Source organism: Domibacillus aminovorans, from assembly GCF_001643235.1.
Lineage (GTDB): Bacteria > Bacillota > Bacilli > Bacillales > Domibacillaceae > Domibacillus > Domibacillus aminovorans.
The window spans coordinates 263,988-282,295 of record NZ_LQWY01000067.1; the positions used below are offsets into that span (position 1 = coordinate 263,988).

Below are 18,308 nucleotides of genomic sequence, written 5' to 3' on the forward strand. Positions count from 1 at the left end.
ATCCGCCATGCATTTACTGCAAGGCGGGTTCATCTCATCTTGTCATAAACATTTGTGTAAAATAGGACCCATAGTCGCCGCCTTCTACGTAACCAATTCCGATTTCAGTAAAATCCGGATTCAGTATGTTTTGACGGTGGCCGAGGCTGTTCATCCAGCTGTTCATGACACGTATGGCCGTAGCTTGTCCGGCGGCGATATTTTCTCCGGCAGACGTATAATCAAGACCGAAGTCATCCATCATTTTAAACGGTGATCCGTATGTAGGCGAAGTGTGATCAAAGTAATCAAGATCCCGCATATCTTTTGATTTCACGCGTGCCACATGGGAAAGATCGTTGGCTAGCTTAAGAGGCTGCACACCAGCGTTAATCCGTTCGTTATTTACAAGAAGGAAAATTTGCTGTTCGGTCGCATTGGATGTGAAATGCGGGTCGATATCATAAATGGGTTGATGTTCCGGCTCTTGGCCAGGACCGATGAAATTATCAATGTTGAGCATGAATATGGCCATCTGTCCGCGCGTTACAATGCCATCAGGGTTATATTTATTATGTCCAACTCCGGATGTTAGTCCGTTTGCAGCAAGAGCATGAATATAGATGGCATCCGGATGAGTACTAGGTACATCTGAAAAAGGCTTGTCCGGCGTACCGTTCAGTGCTAAAGCTTTCACAACGGTTCGAGCCATTTCAGCGCGTGTCAATGGACGGTTTGGATAAAAACGTTCGCTCAAATCAAATACACCGTTATTTACATAGTAGGCAATGTACGGGTAAGCGGCTTGCTTCGGCGACAAGTCTTTAAAGGGCAGCTCTATCTGATCGTTTACGTCAATTCCATGTACTCGTCCAACGAAGATCGCGCTTTGAGCACGTGTCACCGGTTCGTTTTGTCGGAATGTACCGTCCGGGAACCCAGAAATTGAATCTCTTTCTAGTAATTCTTCAACAGCTGTATAGGCTTTCTCATTCGGATAAACATCGGGAAACGAAGCAGCTTCTGTTGTTGGAGCCAGCAAGGAACCTGTTAAAAGAATGGTCATCGTCATAGAAAAAATATGCCTTCTTTTTTTCATCTATACTCTCCTTTACCATTATTTTCTTTTACTATATCATAAGATTAATGCTAAAAAACTCGATTTCTGGGAAAAGAATAATGAAGGTAAAGAGGAAGAGGTGATTTTCTTTGACAAAACTATTAATTGATGCAGACGGATGCCCTGTTGTTGACATTGCGTGTGAAACGGCGAAAAAGTTTGACCTGCCCGTCATCTTAATTTGCGATACAGCACATGAAATGTCACGCCCCGGAGCGGAAACGATTATCGTCTCAAAAGGAATGGACGCGGTCGATTTTGTTCTCGTGAACCGCGTGCAAAAAGGAGATATCGTTGTGACGCAGGATTACGGACTGGCGGCGATGGTGCTCGCCAAACAAGGTCTCGCTATCGACCAAAACGGCAGGCAGTATACCCCGGGAAATATTGATCAACTATTATTAAGCCGCCATACAGCGAAAAAGATCCGGCAGGCGGGCGGTCGTTTGAAAGGGCCAAAGAAACGCAGAAAAGAAGACGATGCAAAGTTTGAACAAAGTTTAACGTTCATGCTTTCTGACAATTAGTAAAAGTAACCTTACGAGGGTTTTGAAGGATTTCAGTAGGGTAAATGTAGGAGTACTATTTGTGTCTTTCGGTATTTGTAGTGACTGGTCAGTCTATGGGAAAATAAAAGAGTAATTAACAAATATTATTTCATTTGGAGGAATCATATAAATGGCTTATCAATCAAAATCATATCGTAAATTCATCGCGACAGCGGCAACAGCAACGCTTGTGGCATCAGCTGTTACACCAGCGTTTGCGGCTGGATTTACAGATGTATCCGATCGTTACAAAGAAGCGGTTGATTATTTAGTAGAGCAAGAGATTACAAACGGAATCAGTGAAACGAAATATGGCACAGCCCAAACGATTACACGTGTAGATGCAGCTGTATTGATCGCAAAAGCACTTGATCTTAATGTAGAAAATGCGAAAGATGCCGGATTCACAGATGTACCAAGCCGTGCTGTATCATACGTGAATGCATTGAAACAAGAAGGTATTATTAACGGGAAAACAGCGACAACATTTGGCTCATCGCAAAACATTACACGCGGCGAAATGGCGCTTATTATTGCTAGAGCATATGACTTGGAAGGCAACAAAGCCAACTTAGCCTTTACAGATGTATCGGATCGTTATGACGAAGCCGTTGCAGCACTTGTTGACAACAAAGTGACATTTGGTAAAACGGAAACGAAATTTGGTACGAACGATTCCGTCACACGTGGTGAATTTGCTCTCTTCCTTTACCGTTTAGCGACACCTGAAGAAGTTCAGGCTCCAGCTGTAGCAAAAGTGGAATCCGTAAACGCAAAACAAGTCGTGATCACATTCAACACAGCATTGAATAAAGAGGCAGCGGTACAAAAAACGCTTTATACAGTGAATGGTGCAAACCCAATAGCGGTGAAATTATCTAATGATCAAAAATCAATCACTCTTACATACGCTGACAGCATTGAAGCAACAGACGGCGTCGTTGTCGTTAATCCGATTACAACCGAGCAAAAAGATGAAAATGGAGCGGCGCTGAAAACAGCGAAGTATACATCCGTTTTCACATATAAAGATACGGTGAAACCTGTCGTAACGGATACATCTTATACGAATGGTGTAATCACGCTTACGTTCTCTGAAGAAATCGGAACGAAACCAACTGTTGTTCGCGTAAACGGTACCCCAGTGACAGGAGATTCAGTCAGCATCGATTCATCCAATAAAACAGAAGTAAACATTGCGAGTGATCTATCTGCAGGTTCATCTGCATCATTATACGTAGCGGGTGCGACAGATACAGCAGATGCGGCAAATGAAATGGAACTATACAACGGTTTCGTATCAGCACCGACAGCAGATACGAATAAACCGCATGTGACAGACGTACAAGTAACAGGCCAAAACAAAGCGAAAATTACGCTAAGCGAATCTGTTACGGAAGCGGAAATTAATGCAACGGTACAGCGCAGCGCGGACCAAACAGCAGTGAAACTTGTGAAAGATGCGGCAGATACGAGCGGTAAAACGTATACGTTAACCGTTGATTTAAATGGTGCTGCTGCAGGCGATGGCATTTTCGCTGGTTCATCTGTGAGCGAAACGTTCACATTATACATTCAAAAAGATGCAATGACAGATCGTTCTGGTTTGAAAAATGATCTATACAGCACACCGCTTACATTTAAGAAAGATACACAAGCACCATCACTTGTTTCTTCAAAGGTAACAGCCGGTAACAAAAAATTGGCCTTTACATTTGATGAAGCTGTGACAGTGAGCGGTTCTATTAACGCGATCGATGTCCGCAACGAAGACGGTGTGAAATTCACAGCGATTGCGGCTGAAACATCTTTGACAGAAGATAAAAAGACGTTCGAAGTTGACATTAAATCAGGAGACGCAGCAATAGACGCAGGTACGTATGCCGTCACTCTTCCTGCTAATTTCTTCTCGGATGCGTATGGAAATAAAACCGGTGCTGTGACAGACAAATTCACAGTAGGAACATCAACAAATGAAGATACGGAAAAACCGACAGCAACTGTTAAAACAACAGGCAAAAATGAGTTTACCGTGACGTATAATGAAGAAGTAACATCTTCAGCGATTAAGTTGTCTAACTACCGTCTTGACGGCCAGGCGCTCCCTAGTAAAACGGATATTTATTTTAAAGACTCTTCGAAAAAAGAAGTGGTCATTACACTTCCGGAAGGATCCGTGAATATCGGTGATCAAACAACTGGCGCACCGGCTGTACTCGGAGTTTCAGGTGTTGCGGATAAAGCAGGAAACGTCAGCACAGCCGAACACTTCGTCGTAACCGTGAAAGACAATACGCCAGCTACTGTAACGGGTGTAGAAGTATATGGAACGACCGTCGTCGTTGAATTCTCCGACGCAATTGAACTACCAGCTGCGCCAACAGATGCCAACGATGTATTAGACGTAACCGTTAATGGAACAGCCGCGGAAGCACAAAACATGACAGCTGTTGCTGGAAATGTGAAGGCATTACAATTTACACTAGCATCAGCTCCAGCAGCGAAACCAGTTGTAAAAGTAAAAGAGGGCCAAGAAGCATTGAAAGATGCGAATGGTGTCATCGTAAAATAATAGTTTAGAAGCTGAGTAACTCACCGCTCCATAATCTAGACAACAAAAAAGCAGCCATCCTAATCAAAGGATGGTTGCTTTTTATTTACATGCCTGTTACTTTGCTAAGCAACTCGCTGCGGCGGCTTTCTTTCATTGCTTCATAATCTGCTTTATATTGATTCGCATGAGATTCACTGAAGCCATTTGCTTTTAGCTCGCTTGTAAGGCCCGTGTATAACGAGTTAAAGGCAGCATCTGTTTTAGATTCAACGTTCGCAGCGGCACCGTTGTATTTTTGATAAAAATAAGCGGGATTAACCGTTTCACCGGCTGCTTTTTTCTCTACATATTCGCCTTTCGCCTGGCTAATTAACGAGCCAAGCTGTGAATCTACTTGACCTTCTAAACTTTGAAAGGAAGAATCATAGCGGGATTTAATCGCATCGACCGTCATCCCGGCAGGTGCCTCGTTCGTACCACCTGTTTCACCGTTCGATCCTGAACCAGAACCGGCATCCGTATTACCAGATCCATCAGAACCGGTACCTGTACTACCAGTGCCACCGTTAGAAGAAGCGGGATCACTAGAACTCGAACCGCCATTATTTTTACCGCCTGTCCCTGTTGATACGGCAGCCGCATATTCCGGCGAAGCAAACCAATCATCAGGACTCATAACGGATCCATCTTCTAATAGAAAGTTGCCGTCTTTATCAACAATGACAAGGCCTTCTTCATCTTTTTGCGCGCCTTCTGGGATCGGTGTTCCCTCAGGGTAGGCAATCGAATAAGGAGAATCAATAATTTCATCTACTTTTTCATCTGCTACATCGTATGTCTTAACCTTCGTAAAATAGTACAAAGTACCTCCCCCGATTAGGGCGAGAAATAAAACAACAATGAGTGCTATTTTAATAAACTTTCTCAACCGTACCAGCCTCCATCAATGAAATTGAATTACTTGCATTATAGCATGAATCATCTGCAAATTATGTATAAAATGTGGGAATTAAAGGCTGTTATTCATTAACAATTGAAAAACGTTGTTAAAAATGGCAATCTCCTGTGATATAATGTCAAAGACTATTTCACATTACAGGAGGCTTTATATGGAAGAAACTATCAGCCTGAAGGAACTGGCGGAAACACTGAAAAAACGGCTGAAATTGATCGTGCTTATTACGATCGCAGCAGCGCTTATTAGCGGACTTATCAGTTACTTTCTATTAACGCCAATCTATCAAACGTCGACTCAGTTGCTTGTGAATCAGACAAAAACGGAGCAACAAGTGTACAACACAGGCGAAGTACAGACGAACCTTCAACTTATCAGCACGTACAACGTCATCATGAAATCACCGGCTATTTTAGACAAAGTATCAGAAAATCTGGCACTTAATCTATCAGCCGCACAGCTTTCTTCTAAAATAACCGTTCAAAGTGAACAAGATTCACAAGTCGTCAATATTACTGTGCAAGATGAAGACCCTGGTATCGCTGCGGACATCGCCAACGAAACAGCGCGCGTATTCCAAGCAGAGATCGTCAATATTATGAATGTCGACAACGTTAGCATTCTTGCACCAGCCGAAGTAAAAGAAAACATGTCTCCCGTAAAACCACAGCCAATGCTGAATATCGCAATCGCCATTGTCGTCGGTTTAATGGCAGGTGTTGGCCTTGCGTTCTTACTAGAATACTTGGATAACACCGTGAAAACAGAACAAGACGTAGAGAAGTTACTCGGTCTACCTGTTCTTGGCAGTGTCACGACAATCGAGATAAAGGAAGGACCATCATCTAAACCATCTTCACAAAAAAAACAAGCAGTAAGAGGTGAAACGATTGGCTCTTAAAGGGAAAAAGAAAACACCGGCAGCACCAGGTTCTGCGAAACGGAAACTCATTACATATACCGATCCGAAATCACCTATCTCCGAACAATACCGGACGATCCGGACGAACATATTATTTTCATCTGTCGACCAGTCGCTTCGCTCCATTCTTGTTACATCAACGAGCCCGGGAGAAGGGAAATCGACAACGATCGCGAATCTCGCGGTCGTCTTCGCCAATCAAGGCAAAAAAGTACTGCTCGTTGATGCGGATATGCGCAAGCCAACGATGCACTACACATTCGGCCTTCAAAACACATTCGGCTTAACGAATATTTTAACGAAACAAACAACGTTGGATGCAACTGCGGTGCAGTCAGACATTGAAAACCTATCTATTTTAACATCAGGCCCGATTCCACCAAATCCAGCTGAACTGCTAGGTTCGGTCTCAATGAAAGAATTTCTTGAAAATTCACTAGAAAAATATGATTTCGTGTTATTCGATACACCACCCGTTCTTGCCGTGACAGATGCGCAAGTGCTCGCTAATCAATGCGATGGAACAATCCTCGTCGTGAACAGCGGCAAAACGGAAATTGAAGGTGTGCAAAAAGCGAAAGACTTGCTGCAGTCCGTCAAAGCGAAGCTGCTCGGTGTCGTCTTAAACAACCGCACGATGAAAGATTCCAGTTATTACTATTATTACGGAAAAGAATGACAATTATTTCATTTGTGTAAATTTTCTAAAAAATGCTACAATATACCAAAATCCTATGATATAATCAGTCTACATTAGAATGGGGGGTTGCGATCATCATGGTTGATCTTCACAGTCACATTTTGTCAGGATTAGACGACGGAGCGGCGGACATAGTCGAAAGTATTGAAATGGCGAAACAGGCGGAGAAGGAAGGCATTCGAATGATTGTCGCAACGCCTCATCATCAAAACGGACAGTATAAAAATGAAAAAGCGGCTGTGGAAGCAGCTGTTTTAACCTTGAATAAACATCTGTACGAATCGAGTATTGATGTCACGATCTATGCGGGCCAGGAAGTACGCATGTATGGGGAATTGTTGGAAGATTATGAAAATAATAAGCTGTTGCCTGTTGGCCAATCAACGTGTATGCTGATTGAGTTCCCATCGAATGGGATTCCGGCGTTTGCGGAACAGGTACTGTTTGACATGCAATTACACGGAATTACCCCGATTATCGTGCACCCGGAGCGCAATATAGCGATCAGTGAAAACCCGGACAAGCTGTACAAGCTTATTAAAAACGGTGCGCTTTCACAAATTACCGCAGCATCTATTAACGGTCAATTTGGTAAAAAGATCAAACATTTATCCATGCAGCTTATCGAAGCAAACTTAACACACTTTATCGCATCAGACGCACACAACACGACAACACGTGCTTTCGGGCTTAGGCAGGCATACGACGCAATCGATCCTGATTACGCCGAATACTTTAAAGAAAACGCGGAAATCGTATTAAACGGAGGCTACATCGCGAAAGAACAACCACACCACGTTGCCCACAAAAAGAAATTCCTTGGTCTATTTTGATTCACTCGTTCAATTCATGACAAGTACGTTAAAAAGAAAACGGTAATGTCTCCTCACCGCTATCAATGGAGGCACTCGGTCACACTGTGGGTTCAGCAAGACAGGCCTGAACCTTAGACGCATCCGTCGTCAATAGTGTGGTGTGAGGGCGGGTTAGATGCCCGATTTATTATTACACACAAACCATATGGAAAAGACAGCTAATAAAAGCGCATTCATAATATGTGTGTTTTTATTAGCTGTTTTTTGTTTTCTATCTATTATATGAAAGAGGTGGAGCGTATTGGCGTATCAAAAAAGAATGTCCTTTTTAATCGGACTTGATTCAGCCATCGTTTTATTTTCCATTTATATCGGCTACTTTATTTTGCATCCGTACATGAATATATACAGTCCAAGCACACTATTGATCAGTTCCATTGCGCTGATTGCCAGCCACCATTTCTTTGCAGGGATTTACCGGCTTTATCATAAAGCATGGGAATACGCCAGTGTTCGGGAACTGATTGCCATCGCCAAAGCGGTCACGTTTTCCGTTTCAGTGACAGCGGTCGTCCAGCTCGCTGCGTTTCAAGATGTTTATGTTCGTGTGCTTCTCGTTACGTGGATGCTGCACATATTGCTCATCGGCGGTTCCAGGTTTTCGTGGAGAGTATACCGCGACCGATACATACGCAAAAGTCACGACGAAAGAAAGCGGACGATGATCGTCGGCGCCGGATCAGGCGGTTCTATGGTCGTCCGTCAGCTGTTAACGAATGAAGCAGAATTTGAACCGATTCTTTTTGTCGACGATGACCCGAACAAACTGCGCCTTGAAATTCACGGTCTCACCGTTGAAGGCACGACACGTAACATTCCATTGCTCGTGAAAGAACACGATATCGATCACGTTATCATTGCGATTCCGTCACTGAAGCGCCAGCAGATTAATCACATTTACGAGCAGTGCGCCAAAACAGATGCGAAAGTGCAAATCATGCCGCTTATTGAAGATGTCATCACAGGAAAACTGTCTGTCAGTAGCCTTCGCGACGTTGCGGTAGAAGACTTACTCGGCCGTGATCCCATTGAACTCGACATTGAATCGATCGCAGAAAAGATTACGAGCAAAACGGTGCTCGTCACCGGAGCAGGTGGCTCGATCGGCTCAGAAATTTGCCGGCAAATTAGCATTTTTAAGCCGAACAAGCTCGTCCTGGTCGGCCACGGTGAAAACAGCATTTACCAGATTGATATGGAAATGCGCAACAGTCACGGAGATTCGATTGAAATTGTCCCAGTGATCGCAGACGTTCAAGACCGCGAGCGCATGTTTGACGTACTCGGTACGCATCGTCCGGACGTCGTCTACCATGCAGCTGCACATAAACATGTGCCACTCATGGAATACAACCCGAAAGAAGCGGTCAAAAACAACATTTTCGGCACGAAAAACACAGCCGAAGCAGCTGCTGCAGCAGGCGTGAAACGATTCGTACTCGTCTCAACCGACAAAGCGGTGAACCCGACGAACGTCATGGGCGCCACAAAACGCGTCGCCGAAATGGTTATCCAGCAGCTCGACCGCGAATCCGAAACAACATTCACAGCCGTCCGATTCGGCAACGTACTCGGCTCACGCGGTTCGGTCATCCCGCTCTTCAAAAAGCAAATCGAAGCAGGCGGACCGCTTACGGTCACACACGAAGACATGACAAGATACTTCATGACGATCCCAGAAGCATCGAGACTCGTCATCCAGTCAAGCGCACTCGCACGCGGTGGAGAAATCTTCGTCCTCGACATGGGCGAACCCGTCAAAATTGTCGACCTCGCCCGCAACTTAATCCGACTATCCGGATATACAGAGGACGAAATTGAAATCAAATTCTCAGGACTCAGACCAGGTGAAAAAATGTTTGAAGAATTACTTAACGAGAATGAAGTGCATCCAGAACAAATTTTTCCGAAGATTCATATTGGGAAAGCAGGGCTTGTGGAAGGAGAAATCCTTTGGCGGTTTATTAGCAGTCTGCCGAATAAAGAAGCAGATTTGTTGAAAGCGCAGTTGATTGAGATTGCGAATACAAAAGAGAGCTTGAGGAAAATAATGAAAAAAGCTATTATTTAAAGAAAAGGTTGAATAATTAGATTAATTAATGAAATTTATATTATGTAGTAGAAAAAATAATGAATTAAGAATATCAATTTAATTGGCCAATAATAGATAATAATATCCAAAAGTTAAGCGAAAACATTAAAGTTAAAGGTGAAAACTTGATATGGGAACATTAAGAAATACATTATTATTGATACTTATATTATCTTTATGCAGTAAGGGTATTGGATTTTTAAGAGACTTAATGATAACAAATTATGTCGGTTTTAATGCGAAAACTGATGCAATCTTCGTATCTATTTCTATTGTTACATTAATTTTTTCGGTTTTTAATACTACAATAAGAACGACTTTTTCGCCTTTATTTTCTTCTCGATATTTGAAAGAAAAAGCTGCTGTTCTCGAGGAATATAATAATATTCAAAATCTTTTTTTACTGCCTTTTATAATAATAAGTTTAACAGTTTATCTATTCCCGGGATTTATAATCAGTATTTTTACACCAGGTTTAAATGAAGATTCATTCAGTTATTCAGTCAACTTTTTAAAAATATTATCATTCATGTTAATATTTTATGGATTTTATTATTTATCAACAGGGTTTTTACAATCGATCAAAATATACAAAACAGTCGAGATAGGCACAATAATTAATAATTTTACTATTATAGCTTGTATAGCAATATTTTTTCAAAAATATAATATTTATTCTGTGGTAATTGGGTATGTAATAGGCTCGATCTTACAATTTATGTATGCACAGTGGGTCCTTAGAAAAAAAACAAACATAAAGTTCAAACCCAAAATAAGGTTTCGAGACAAAAACTTTAATGAATATATCAGTACATCGAAATATATTGTGTTTGGAAGTTTAGTAACACAATTAACTGTGATTTCAGATAAATTTGTTGCTTCTTTTTTTGATGCAGGAAGTATTACGGCTTTACATTATGCATCTACTGTAAAAAATTTGCCTTTGAATATTGTGATTTTAGTAGTCACAAATGTTCTATTTACCAATTTGTCTATTTTAAAAGAAGAATCGAAAGAAAAATTTGATAAGTTAATTACTTTACAAGTAAAATATTTATTATATTTAATATGTCCTATAATAGTCATTTTTATTTGCTATAGTGAAGAGTTAATCCGCTTACTTTTTTATAGAGGAGCATTCACTGAGCAAGGGATAGAAATGACTTCTCAAGCCCTAGTAGCCTATGCGATAGGGTTGTTTTTTTGGGTAATAAAAGAAGTATATACCAAAGCCGCGTATGCTTCTAAAAATATAAAAATCCCTTTCTATACTTCGATTTTGTCCTTGTTTATTAATTTAATTTTTAATGTAATATTGGGTTATTTTTTAGGGCATATAGGGATTGCTCTTGCTACTTCGCTTAGTATAGCAGTTAATTGTTTTTTTCTAATGAATAAATTGGAAAAAAACGGTATAGTAGAGAATAAAAAAGAAATGCTAACTATAACAATGAAAAATATTATATTTTTATTTATAGTGATCTTTTTTATAAATATATTAGACGAATTCTTGTTTTTCCACTTTGACTATATGATAAGAATAATAATTGGATCAATTATTATTTTCCTAATTTATATTAGTTGTGCCAAACTTTTGGGGATAGAAATTAATAAATTTATGAGGGGCAAGTAGAATGGATATAATTAATAAACTCTATTTAAATTTTTTGAAAAAAATTGATCGAAAAAAATATGCTTCATTAGTATACAGTCAAAGAATTAATCATTTAATAAAACAAGGGGTAAAGATAGGTGAAAACTGTCGAATAGAAAATGCGAAATTTGGTTCTGAACCATATTTAATTACTATAGGAAATCATGTAACCATTGGAGCCAATGTACAATTTGTAACACATGATGGTGGGGTGTGGGTTTTAAGGGATAAATACCCTGATATTGATTGCTTTGGAAGAATAGAAATAAAAGATAACTCTTTTATAGGTATAAATGCCATTATCATGCCAGGAGTTACAATTGGTAAAAATACTATAATAGCTGCGGGTTCGATTGTTACAAAAGACGTAAATGATAATACAATTGTTGCGGGAATTCCTGCTAAACAAATTAACAATATTTCGAATTATGAAAACAAAGTATTAAATAGTTGTTTGAAGACTAAATCAATGAATTATAAAGAAAAAAGAGAATATTTATTAAAGCACTTTGAAATCTAGGAGGCAATGAAAATTGTTTAATAAAATACTTATGTTTTATAAAGAAGCAAAGATTAAAAAGGCAAAAAAAGAAGGATTAATAGTCGGAGAGAAAACTAGAATTTTAGGTATCCCTCATTTTGGAAGTGAGCCTTATTTAATTCGCATTGGTAAGCGATGTACTATAACTAGCGGCGTGAAATTTATAACTCATGATGGAGGTACTTGGGTATTCAGGGAATGGTCAGAATATAAAGACGTGAAAAAATATGGGAAAATTCAGATCGGGGATAATTGTTTTATTGGAGTAAATTCCATTATTATGCCTAACGTTGTTATTGGAGATAACAGTATTATTGGAGCAGGTTCAATAGTAACTAAAAGCTTCCCAAACAATAGTGTCGTAGCGGGTGTTCCTGCAAAATTTATTATGAGTTTAGAAGAATATATGGAAAAATCCAAACTCCATGCTACACCAATAAAAATTAATGGTCCTGCAAAAAAACAAAAACTTATAGAAATATTTTGGGGAGAATAAAAAATGAAAATAGTCATGTTGATTTCCAGTTTTTACCCATTAATGGGGGGAGCAGAGGTTCAAGTTAGGAGGTTAAGTAATCATTTAATAAAGAAAGGTCATCAAGTTACAATTGTTACGAGGTGGCATGAGGGATTAAAAACTAGAGAAAATATTGACGAAATAGAAATTATTAGATTGAAAGTTTCAAAAAATTCTAAAATAGCTCCCTTAATTTACCTGTATAAATCTTTGGTGTATATTGGTAAGAACAAAAAAAATATAGATATTTTACATTCACATTCATTAAGAAGCACAGCGTTAAGTGCTGCTTTCGGAAAGCTTTTATTCAATATTCCAGCTATTTCGAAGATTGCTGGAGGCGGTAATGAGCTCGGATGTGAAGCTAAAAGATTATATCATCAAAACATAGTAGGTAAAGCAAGAATTAATTTTCTTACACATTATTTAGATGCATATATCTCAATTAGCAAAGCGATTAAAAAAGATTTACAAGAAATTAATGTTCCCACGCATAAAATTAAGTTCATACCGAATGGTATTAATATAGATCTAAAATCAAAAAATAGCGACGATAAACCGTTAGAACTACTTGAAGTGGAATCGAGAAAAAACCTATTTTTATTTGCAGGTAGATTTGAAAAGATAAAGGGTTTGGATGTTTTACTACAGGCTTGGAAAAATACATCTCCAGAATTTAAAGATAATAATCAATTAATTTTACTTGGAGAGGGAAAAATGGATATTCAGCCATTTTTAAATGATCCTTCTATTTTATTAATAGGTAGAGTGGATAATGTTTCTAGTTATATGAAATACTCTGATTTTTTTCTTTTACCATCTCGATATGAAGGTATTTCTAACGCACTATTAGAAGCGGTGGTTCATAAATTATATGTAATAGCTACTCCAGTAGGCGGAACTACGGATATTATTGATGAATCTAAAGGAATGATTATTGAAAAAGAAAATGCAACAAAATTAAGTGAGGGGTTGCATTTGGCATCTAAATTAAAGGATGAACAAAGAAAAGAAACTACGGATAGTGCATTTTCATATGTAAAAGAATACTATGATTTTTTGAATGTTACTAAAGAATATGAAAAGTTATACAGTAATCTTATAAATAAAAAACTATAGAGTTTATTTGGAGGAGGAAATGAAAAAAACAAATGTAATCAAAACATCTTTGGTTTTGATATTAATTTCTATATTTTTTTTATTAAATAAATTATTTTTCGAAGGCACTAATTTATTTATTATTATAATGATCGAGTTTATTCTTATTTTATTATGTCTTATTTTTATTATAAACAGAGATCATATGGGTAAAATCCCTTTCTGGATGACAATTACTTCAATTATTTTTTTTATTATTAAATCATTGTATTCATATCAAACGTATAAAACGATTATTTCGCCTTTCCCGGACAGTTTTAAATATTTAAGTAATCTTAATGTTTTATTGAATAACAATATAATTAATTTTAATGAAATACAGAATATTACAGGGACTTCTCAACTTTTTTATTATTACATTATGTATTCTACAATAAAGATATTTAATTCTCAGATAGCCCTTTATCTTATTAACAATTTATTTTTTAGTATTTCATGTCTTTTATTTTTTCAAATTATCCAAAAAAAATTCAACTTAAAAATTGCATATATAACTTTTTTAATAAGTTTATTCAGTTTGAATTTTTTAGTTTTTACGTCAAACATTTTGAAAGATAGTTTGGTAATATTTCTTGTTATTTTAACAATGTACTTGTATGAATTTTTTTCAAAAAGAGTATATTACTTGATTTTTATTACAATTTCATTTCTTATCATTACAAGAATTTACGCAGGATTTGCTATTCTTTTAGCCCTTTCGATTGATATGATGGTGGTTAAGTATAGTCATATCAATTATATGAAAAAATTACTGTTGTTTTTAGGAGGCATAAGCTTTCTTTACATAATTTTCAATTACACACTACTTGCAGAATATTTAACATTAAGTAAAGAGTTCGTATCTAATTATTCTTTATTTCAGAGTATAATTTCAGTTCCTACTGGAATTATATATATGTTTTTCGCACCTTTCCCATGGGGGATTTTCTCAGGGAATATAACAATTTATTCTATTATTCAAATTGACTCTGCATTCGCAATGATTTTCAGCCTGGGTTTATTACTTTTTTTCTATAAAATATTAAAATTTAAAGAGTTAAGACTTAAAATTTATATTTATCTTGTACCAATCATAGTACATTCATTGGCGCTAGGATTGGCTTATGAAGGCGGCTCTACAAGACAAAGAGCAGGAGTTTATTTTTTTATTATATTATTTTTTGTAGTTGGTATATTTTACAAACCGAATTCCGAAGAAAATTCTAAGTGTGTGTGTTAATTGGCAGGGGTTAGATTGTGTTTTCTATCTTAAGGAGGTGGTAAGAGAGTTGCCGAAAAAGAAAGTAGTCCATATTATAGTAGGACTTAATGTTGGTGGAGCAGAAACAATGCTTTTCAAACTCTTAAAAAATGCAGATAGAAAAAAGTATGAGTTTAAAGTTATATCTATGATGGATGAAGGTATTTTTGGGGGCAGAATAAAAGAATTGGGAATTCCAGTTCATTCTTTAGGAATGAAAAAAGGGATACCTAATCCTATAGCTATTAAAAGAGCCAAGTCTATTGTTAAAGATGCAGATATTTTGCAAACTTGGATGTATCATGCAGATCTATTTGGATTTTTGATTAGAAGTCGTAGCCGCTCTCAAAAACTTATTTGGGGTATACGACATTCAAATCTTGATAAAGATGCTAACAAAAAAATGCTTCTATATGTTGCTCGATTAAATGCTGCTCTTTCTAAATATGTAAATTTGATTATTAGCTGCTCTAAGACTGCTTCCATTGTGCATGGAAATTATGGTTATGATACTAGTAAAATGCTTACTATTCCAAATGGTTTTGAATTGGATACTTTTTATAAATATGTTGATGCGAAAAGCGCTCTGGCATTAGAATTGCAAATGCCACTGGCCCCCCCTTTAATAGCACATGTAGGCAGGTGGGAAGTTCAAAAGGATTACCCCAATTTAATACAATCTATTAAGTTTATTCATCAGAAAAGACCAGAAGCAATCTTTTTATTGTGTGGAAAAGGAATAGATGCGGAAAACAAGGAACTTCGTGAGTTGATGGAGTTAAATGGAGTCAATAAAAATGTTTTTTTACTAGGGCGTCGAGAGGATATACCAAAAATTCTTTCAGCAGCCGATCTTCTAATTTCATCTTCTTTAGGAGAAGGTTTTTCTAATGTCATTGGAGAAGCAATGGCGTGTGAAACTCCTTGTGTTGTTACAGATGTCTGGGATTCCGCCTATATTGTAGGTTCGCATGGTTTAGTAGTTCCTCCCCAAAACGCTGAGATGTTAGCAGAAGCAGTAATCAATTTTTTAAATAAGACTGCTGAAGAGAAAGCTGCAATTGGTCAACAGGCTAGACAACGAGTAATAAGTGAATTTGATATAAATAAAGTTGTAAAGAAATTTGAAGAACAATATGAAATAAAGTGAGGTAAAATTAAATGAAGATTTTAGTAACAGGTGCAGCAGGCTTTATAGGCTCTCACCTATCAAAGAAACTGTTAGATAATGGTTATTCAGTTATAGGCATCGATAACTTAAACGATTATTACGATGTTAACTTAAAACATTCACGCCTTTCTTTTTTAGAAAATGAAAATTTTTCTTTTGAGAAAGCGAATTTAGAAGATCGCGATGCGGTCAATTCGATTTTTGAGAAGTATCAGCCGGATGCAGTTATTAATTTGGCTGCACAAGCAGGAGTTCGTTACAGTTTAGAAAATCCGCATGCTTATATTGATTCTAATATTGTAGGATTCACTAATATATTAGAAGCGTGCCGTCATAATAAAGTAGGTCAATTGATTTATGCATCTTCTAGTTCCGTATATGGTGCGAATACGAACCTGCCATTTTCAGTTCATGATAATATTGACCATCCAATCAGCTTATATGCGGCTACTAAGAAAGCGAATGAATTAATGGCTCATACATACAGTCACTTGTTTGGTTTGCCGACAACAGGACTTCGTTTCTTTACGGTGTATGGTCCATGGGGTCGCCCTGATATGGCATTATTTTTATTTACAAAAGCCATTATTAAGGGTGAACCGATTAAAGTGTTTAACAATGGTGAAATGATGCGTGACTTTACATATGTGGATGACATTGTGGAAAGTATTTACCGCCTTGTTCAACGTAAACCAGAACCAAATCCTAATTGGGATGGTAATGCGCCTGATCCAGGAACAAGTTATGCACCATATAAAATTTATAATATCGGGAATAACAGCCCAGTTAACTTAATGGACTTTATAGGAGCAATTGAAGAAAAACTAGGTATCGAAGCGAAGAAGGATTTTATGCCGTTACAAGCTGGTGATGTGCCAGCAACGTATGCAAATGTAGATGATTTATATCGTGATATTGATTTTAAACCGCAGACGTCTATTAAAGATGGTGTTGGTAAGTTTGTAGATTGGTATATTAACTATTACGGGGTGAAGTTATAATGGATCGTAAAATTGGTGTTGTAGGATTAGGTTATGTAGGACTACCGGTTGCAGTGGCTTTCGGGCAAGAACATGATATTGTTGGCTTTGATATTAACCAGCATCGTATTGAAACACTTCTACAAGGTGTTGACTACACAAATGAAGTAACGAGTGAAGAGTTACAGGAAGCAAATATTATGTTTACGAGTAATCCATCCAGCCTAGCTGAGGTGGATTTTATTATCGTTGCTGTTCCGACTCCGATTAATGAGCATAAGCAGCCAGACTTAACACCGCTTCTTAAAGCATCGGAAACAGTCGGCGCAAACTTGCAGAAGGGCACAATTGTTGTTTATGAATCAACTGTTTATCCTGGAGCAACTGAAGAAGAATGTATCCCGATTTTAGAAGCAAAATCAGGATTGAAGGCTGGAGAAGACTTTTTTGTCGGCTATTCACCGGAACGCATTAATCCTGGGGATAAAGAACATACATTTACAACGATCAAGAAAGTGGTATCGGGCCAAAATGATGAAATCCTTGAAATTGTAGCGGATGTCTATAGTTCCGTTGTGAAAGCAGGGGTTCATAAAGCGAGTTCAATTAAAGTAGCAGAAGCAGCGAAAGTAATTGAAAACACGCAGCGTGATGTGAATATTGCGCTTATGAATGAGTTAGCTCTTATCTTTGATCGACTTGAAATTGATACATCGGAAGTGTTGAAAGCAGCGGGTACGAAGTGGAACTTTTTGAACTTTACGCCGGGACTCGTTGGTGGTCATTGTATTGGTGTGGATCCGTACTATTTAACACACAAGGCGGAATCAGTAGGGCACCATCCAGAGGTTATCTTAGCAGGTCGCCGAATTAACGATAATATGGGTAGCTTTATAGCAACATCACTTGTGAAGAAGATGATTCATAATAATCTTCAAGTACAGGGTGCGAAGGTAACAGTGCTTGGTTTGACATTTAAAGAAAACGTTCCGGATTTGCGTAACTCAAAGGTTATTGATGTGATTCGTGAACTGCAGGAGTTCGGAATAGATGTACAAATCACGGATGCACAGGCGGATAGCAAAGAAGCAGAAGAAGAGTATGGTGTTCGTTTAGTTGACTACGCTCAACTTGAAGCGGCTGATGCTGTTGTATTTGCGGTTTCTCATAGAGAGTATATTGAATCTGGCTGGGGTCAATTTGAGCGCTTATTGAAAAACGGAAAAGGTATCGTTGTTGATATTAAGAGCGCACTTGATCAATCAACTTGCCCGGATGGCATTGATCTTTGGAGATTATAAA

Annotated in this window: 16 protein-coding genes; 14 read left to right on the top strand and 2 right to left on the bottom strand. The window is 38.0% G+C overall.

The genetic code is table 11. The annotated features are described in order from the left end of the window. Window positions 1–34: 34 nt before the first annotated feature. Window positions 35–1,078 carry an S-layer homology domain-containing protein gene (locus AWH49_RS17115; RefSeq protein ID WP_063966678.1) on the bottom strand — a complete coding sequence of 348 codons (1,044 nt, stop codon included), beginning with the start codon at window positions 1,076–1,078 and terminating at the stop codon, window positions 35–37. Window positions 1,079–1,188: 110 nt separating this feature from the next. Here AWH49_RS17115 and AWH49_RS17120 point away from each other — a divergent pair, with 110 nt between their 5' ends. Both AWH49_RS17120 and AWH49_RS17125 read left to right on the top strand, forming a co-directional pair. Further along, the gene (locus AWH49_RS17120) at window positions 1,189–1,626 is read left to right on the top strand and encodes a YaiI/YqxD family protein (protein WP_063966679.1); all 438 of its coding nucleotides are present in this window, start codon (window positions 1,189–1,191) and stop codon (window positions 1,624–1,626) included. Window positions 1,627–1,777: 151 nt separating this feature from the next. Then, entirely contained in the window at window positions 1,778–4,219 is a 2,442-nt protein-coding gene (locus AWH49_RS17125) for an S-layer homology domain-containing protein (RefSeq protein ID WP_063966680.1), read from the top strand. A gap of 85 nt (window positions 4,220–4,304) precedes the next feature. Here the strand turns inward: AWH49_RS17125 and AWH49_RS17130 are convergent, their stop codons facing one another. Beyond that, complete coding sequence (locus AWH49_RS17130) at window positions 4,305–5,129, bottom strand: hypothetical protein (RefSeq protein ID WP_063966681.1); 825 nt, start codon at window positions 5,127–5,129, stop codon at window positions 4,305–4,307. A 181-nt stretch (window positions 5,130–5,310) separates the two neighbouring features. Between AWH49_RS17130 and AWH49_RS17135 the strand changes: the two genes are divergently transcribed. From AWH49_RS17135 to AWH49_RS17190, 12 genes are all read left to right on the top strand, one after another. After that, the gene (locus tag AWH49_RS17135) at window positions 5,311–6,057 is read left to right on the top strand and encodes a YveK family protein (RefSeq protein WP_063966682.1); all 747 of its coding nucleotides are present in this window, start codon (window positions 5,311–5,313) and stop codon (window positions 6,055–6,057) included. Further along, the gene (locus tag AWH49_RS17140) at window positions 6,047–6,757 is read left to right on the top strand and encodes a CpsD/CapB family tyrosine-protein kinase (protein WP_063966683.1); all 711 of its coding nucleotides are present in this window, start codon (window positions 6,047–6,049) and stop codon (window positions 6,755–6,757) included. Before AWH49_RS17135 ends, AWH49_RS17140 begins: the two co-directional genes overlap by 11 nt. Before the next feature lie 98 nt (window positions 6,758–6,855). Then, window positions 6,856–7,611: a tyrosine-protein phosphatase gene (locus tag AWH49_RS17145; RefSeq protein ID WP_063966684.1), complete on the top strand. Its 756-nt coding sequence runs from the start codon at window positions 6,856–6,858 to the stop codon at window positions 7,609–7,611. Between the two features lie 283 nt (window positions 7,612–7,894). Continuing rightward, a complete protein-coding gene (locus AWH49_RS17150; protein WP_063966685.1) occupies window positions 7,895–9,724 on the top strand; it encodes a polysaccharide biosynthesis protein in 1,830 nt (609 codons plus the stop codon). Between the two features lie 151 nt (window positions 9,725–9,875). Continuing rightward, on the top strand, window positions 9,876–11,378 hold the full coding sequence (gene murJ / locus AWH49_RS17155) for a murein biosynthesis integral membrane protein MurJ (RefSeq protein ID WP_063966686.1): 1,503 nt from the start codon (window positions 9,876–9,878) through the stop codon (window positions 11,376–11,378). Between the two features lies 1 nt (window position 11,379). Next, window positions 11,380–11,919, top strand: a complete 540-nt coding sequence (locus AWH49_RS17160) for an acyltransferase (RefSeq protein ID WP_063966687.1) — start codon at window positions 11,380–11,382, stop codon at window positions 11,917–11,919. Between the two features lie 13 nt (window positions 11,920–11,932). Then, complete coding sequence (locus AWH49_RS17165; protein WP_211268413.1) at window positions 11,933–12,436, top strand: acyltransferase; 504 nt, start codon at window positions 11,933–11,935, stop codon at window positions 12,434–12,436. Window positions 12,437–12,439: 3 nt separating this feature from the next. Beyond that, window positions 12,440–13,576: a glycosyltransferase family 4 protein gene (locus tag AWH49_RS17170; protein WP_063966688.1), complete on the top strand. Its 1,137-nt coding sequence runs from the start codon at window positions 12,440–12,442 to the stop codon at window positions 13,574–13,576. 19 nt (window positions 13,577–13,595) lie between these two features. Beyond that, window positions 13,596–14,834, top strand: a complete 1,239-nt coding sequence (locus AWH49_RS17175; RefSeq protein WP_063966689.1) for a hypothetical protein — start codon at window positions 13,596–13,598, stop codon at window positions 14,832–14,834. 49 nt (window positions 14,835–14,883) lie between these two features. Further along, entirely contained in the window at window positions 14,884–16,005 is a 1,122-nt protein-coding gene (locus tag AWH49_RS17180) for a glycosyltransferase (RefSeq protein WP_082862926.1), read from the top strand. 11 nt (window positions 16,006–16,016) lie between these two features. Beyond that, the gene (locus tag AWH49_RS17185; protein WP_063966690.1) at window positions 16,017–17,027 is read left to right on the top strand and encodes an NAD-dependent epimerase; all 1,011 of its coding nucleotides are present in this window, start codon (window positions 16,017–16,019) and stop codon (window positions 17,025–17,027) included. Continuing rightward, window positions 17,027–18,307 (top strand): nucleotide sugar dehydrogenase, encoded by a 1,281-nt coding sequence (locus tag AWH49_RS17190; RefSeq protein ID WP_063966691.1) that lies wholly within the window; start codon window positions 17,027–17,029, stop codon window positions 18,305–18,307. The genes AWH49_RS17185 and AWH49_RS17190 overlap by 1 nt, the downstream gene beginning before the upstream one ends. Window position 18,308: the final 1 nt, after the last annotated feature.